The sequence below is a fragment of the Sinomonas sp. G460-2 genome (assembly GCF_047759905.1).
GTDB lineage: Bacteria > Actinomycetota > Actinomycetes > Actinomycetales > Micrococcaceae > Sinomonas.
This window is the reverse complement of sequence record NZ_JBKZWT010000315.1, coordinates 1-4,172: the sequence shown is the minus strand read 5'-3', so window position 1 is coordinate 4,172 and position 4,172 is coordinate 1. Positions and strand designations below refer to the sequence as shown.

Below are 4,172 nucleotides of genomic sequence, written 5' to 3'. Positions count from 1 at the left end.
CGCGGTCGAGGACATCCCGAGCGCGGACGACGAGACGGTCGAGGCGTCGGGGCTGTTCGGCCGAGCTGCGGTCGAACGGATCCTCGGCGGCAAGCTCGTCGAGGAGCGCAGCCACGACGGCACGGTCATCCCGCCCCGCTGACGGCGCTGTGCCATGTCAGAACGCCCCGCAGGCGGTAGCGTAGTGGGGTGTATGAAGGCGCAGTCCAAGACCTGATCGACGAGCTCGGAAGGCTCCCCGGCATCGGACCGAAGTCGGCTCAGCGGCTCGCCTTCCACATCCTCGAGGCGGACGCGGACGATATGAAGCGGCTCGTCGCCGCGATCACCGCCGTCAAGGAGCGCGTCAAGTTCTGCCAGATCTGCGGCAACGTCTCGGAGCAGGAGACCTGCTCGATCTGCCGCGACACGCGGCGCGACCCGAGCGTGATCTGCGTGGTCGAGGAGTCGAAGGACGTCCTCGCGGTCGAGCGCACGCGCGCTTACCGCGGCCGGTACCACGTGCTCGGCGGGGCCATCAACCCCATCGCGGGGATCGGCCCGGACCAGCTGCGCATCCGCGAGCTCCTGGGCCGGCTCAACGACGACGCCGTCACCGAGGTCATCATTGCGACCAACCCGAACCTCGAGGGCGAGGCCACGTCGACGTATCTCGCGCGGATGCTGCAGAGCATCGGCATCAAGGTCACGCGCCTTGCCTCAGGCCTGCCGGTGGGCGGCGACCTCGAATACGCGGACGAGATCACGCTGGGCCGCGCCTTCGAGGGGCGCCGCAGCGCGATCGGCTGAGCGACCTACGCGCCCCACGAATATTCGTCATCGGACCCATGGCTCCATCTCTCGATGCCGCGAGCCGCGCGATATTCGGGGCCGATGGGCTTGCTTCGCCATAGCCGGCCGGTGCTAGCCTTGTCGAAATCGGAAGAACGCATTGGGGGCGGACCATGGCGACAAGGACGGCGGCGGCCAAACACGCCATTCGAAGGTCGGGCGCCCGCTTGCTCTCGACCCTCGCGCCGAAGGCCCTGCGTCGCCAGACGCGAGAGCCGAACCTTGAAGAATACGTCTCTTATCTACGGCGACGGTACGCAACGGCGGAACACGTGAGGAAAGCTGAGTCCATTCCAGCGATCCGCCCTGTTTCGCCTCGTGTCTGAGTGGCTATCTCCTGATCGCGAGCACATCAAGTTCCTGCAGGCGTTCCGTTGCTTTAGGGAATCGTCGGAGCGGGACCGATTTGGCCGTCGGCGCGTAAAGGAACCATGGGCTGCTCAAGCCCAGAAATTTGTGCGCTCGCTTCGACCGCCAGCAGATCCGCCGCAGCACACTCTCATACATCTTGATCGTGAGCACGGCAGAGTGAATGCCGTCCTCCACTACACGCACGACTGGGTCGGTGACGACACCTTGGTAACGACGGTCCCTGTGATGGCAACCCACATCGACCGCCAAGGCGATGGGCTCGCGAAGACGATGCTGGGCATGCTCGATGAAGCGGTTCTTCGCGAGGCGCGCTTGCATGGTGGTGCCCGGATCGCCGTCATCACCGCCGAGGTTCACGTACTCAACAAGCCGTGTCAGTCTCTCATCGCCGCCCATGGGTGGAATCGCGGAGAGACTTCTCGCTTTGACGTTCACTACGAGGAATGGACCGTCCGGCTGCAGACGGCACCGGTATCGATCTGACTCTGGAGCGTCGTTGTCCACGGCCATCGGTGGAGGCGCTGGCTGACGTTGTGACAGAACGTTACGCTCCGGCGCGCAGCCGGAGCATGCTGGAGGTATGAGCACACCACGCACATCGGTCCCCGTCCTGGACCTCGCCACCGCGAGGGACAGCGCCGGCAAGTTCACCCCCGAGTTCCTCGATGCCCTGCGCGACGCCGCCCACAACGTCGGCTTCTTCCAGGTGGTCGGCTACGGCGGCCAGCAGGGGCAGGACCAGGAGCTCCTCGACACCGTCGCTGAGTTCTTCCGCCTCCCGCTCGAGGACCGCTTGGCCCTCGACAACCGCACCTCCGCCCAGTTCCGCGGCTACACGCGGCTCGGCAAGGAGGTCACGCAGGGCCGCGCCGACTCGCGCGAGCAGATCGACTACGGGCCCGACCGCGAACCGCTCGACGCCGTCCCGGCCGGCCAGCCGTACCTCGGCCTCCAGGGCCACAACCAATGGCCGGCGGCCTTCCCGGAGCTTGAGAAGGCTGCGATGGACTGGGCCGAGCTTATGTCCCACGTCGGGGCCGAGCTTCTCTCCGCGATTTCCGTGGCGATCGGGCTCCCCGAGAACCACTTCGACCACGCGTTCGCCGGCACGCCGGCGTGGATGGGCAAGCTCGTGCACTACGTGGGCGGCGGGGTGGTCCCCGAGGCCGGCAAGCAGGGCGTGGGCTCCCACGCGGACTACGGCTTCGTGACGCTCCTCCTCCAAGACTCCGTGGGCGGCCTCGAGGTCAAGCCGTACGGCCAGACCGAGTGGATCGACGTCCCGCCGACGCCGGGGGCGCTCGTGGTGAACCTCGGCGAGATGCTCGAGGTCGCGACCGACGGCTACCTCATGGCGACGATCCACCGGGTCACGGCTCCGCCCGCCGGCGTGGACCGCTATTCGGTGCCGTTCTTCTGGTCGCCGCGGCTCGATGCCGTGATCGACAAGGTCCAGCTCCCGGCCGAGCTCGCCGCCGAGGCCCGGGGCGTCTCCGACGACCCGACCAACCCCATGCTCGCCTCCTACGGCGCCAACGTCCTCAAGGGCTGGCTCCGGGCCCACCCGGAGACCGCGCGTCGCCACTACCCGCAGCTCGTGAGCTGACGACGGCGGGGCCCGGGTCAGGCGACCCGGGTCCCCTTCGCGAGGCGGCGGGCGGGCGTGACGAGCGCTCGCCGCGCGCCCCACAGGAGCGCGCCCGCGAGGACGATCTGGAGGCCGAGGCCAAGGGGCCACAGAGGCGCTCGCTGGCTGAGGTAGGTGGGCCTCGGCTGGCCGTTCGCGCACGCGGTGGTCGACTCGGGCCCCGCGACGGCCGCACGAGCCGCTTGGCTCCCCGCCTCGATCGCGCCCTGCGCATACGGGACCGTGGTCTGCAGCCGATCGGGGTACGGAATCGCGTCGGCGACGACGAGGAACGGGTTCATCGACAGGATCCACGCGACGCGTTCGGTACGGAGGGCCGGCTGATCGTGGAGACTGCCGATGCACGTGTACGTGGGCCCGCCAACGGCCGACGGCGCGGGCGTCACCTTGAGATTGCTCGAGTACCCGGGCGACGGCGCGAGGGAAGGGCCCGTCGACGCGGAGGGCTCGGGCGTCTGGAGCCGCGCGGCCGGGACCTCATAGGAGGGCGTGTTGGCCTGCACCGTTCCGCGCGAGAGCACCGTGCCGAAGGCGAACGCGATCACCGTTCCGACGCACAGCATCGCGACCACTAGGTACGTCACGACGATCGAGAAGACGGGCCGGCCCGCGAGCGCCGAGAGAGCCGTGCCGATGGCACTCACGACAGCGAGCTCGGTGGCCAGCATGAGGAGCGAGACCGTGACATAACCGGGCGAGAGCCCGCCCGCCACGACGCCGATGATGAGGAACGGCGAGGCCGCGACGAGGAAGGCCAGAGCCGCGAGCCACGCTGCCACGAGCTTCCCGGCGAGGATCTGCCCGGGCGTCAGAAGGGTGGTCTGGAGAACGGCCAACGTGCCCTGCGCGCGATCGCCGTTGACCGCGTTGGCCGAGAGCGCCGGCGAGACGACGAGCGCGAGGAAGAGGACGAACGCGAGCACGACCTCGAAGATCATGACCCCCGGCCCGGCCTGGACCGTGCCGTAGCCCGTGGAGCTTGCATAGCCGCTCGTCGCCGCGTGCTGGGCCTCCCAGGCCGACCACGTCAACGCCGTCACGATCGCGATCAGCACGAACCAGATCGCCAGCATGATGTACCAGCCCCGGGCGCGGAGCCGCTGCTTCGCCTCGAGGACCACGACGTCCCAGGCACCGCGCACCCAGGCGAGCGCCGCCGTCGTGCGTTCCCGGGCCGACCGCCGCCGGCGACCCGGCCTCGGGCCCCGCACGGCGAGTTCCTCATGACTGCTCACGGTCCGTCGACCCCCAGATCCACGTAGGCTTCCTCGATCGCCCCGCCGGCCGGGGCAAACGCCGTGACCGCGACGCCCGCGGTGAC

The 4,172-nt window shown here is 69.0% G+C and carries 4 protein-coding genes; 2 read left to right on the top strand and 2 right to left on the bottom strand.

The features are described 5' to 3' along the window. Positions 1 to 189: 189 nt before the first annotated feature. Entirely contained in the window at positions 190 to 789 is a 600-nt protein-coding gene (gene recR, locus ACLN58_RS18845) for a recombination mediator RecR (RefSeq protein ID WP_415856774.1), read from the top strand. 372 nt (positions 790 to 1,161) lie between these two features. Here the strand turns inward: recR and ACLN58_RS18840 are convergent, their stop codons facing one another. Beyond that, the gene (locus ACLN58_RS18840) at positions 1,162 to 1,638 is read right to left on the bottom strand and encodes a hypothetical protein (protein WP_415856773.1); all 477 of its coding nucleotides are present in this window, start codon (positions 1,636 to 1,638) and stop codon (positions 1,162 to 1,164) included. Between the two features lie 145 nt (positions 1,639 to 1,783). Between ACLN58_RS18840 and ACLN58_RS18835 the strand changes: the two genes are divergently transcribed. Beyond that, positions 1,784 to 2,809, top strand: coding sequence for an isopenicillin N synthase family dioxygenase (locus tag ACLN58_RS18835; protein WP_415856772.1), 1,026 nt, complete (start codon positions 1,784 to 1,786; stop codon positions 2,807 to 2,809). A 17-nt stretch (positions 2,810 to 2,826) separates the two neighbouring features. On the opposite strand, the gene ACLN58_RS18830 is transcribed toward ACLN58_RS18835, so the two are convergent. After that, positions 2,827 to 4,086, bottom strand: a complete 1,260-nt coding sequence (locus tag ACLN58_RS18830) for an ABC transporter permease (RefSeq protein WP_415856771.1) — start codon at positions 4,084 to 4,086, stop codon at positions 2,827 to 2,829. Positions 4,087 to 4,172 lie beyond the last annotated feature (86 nt).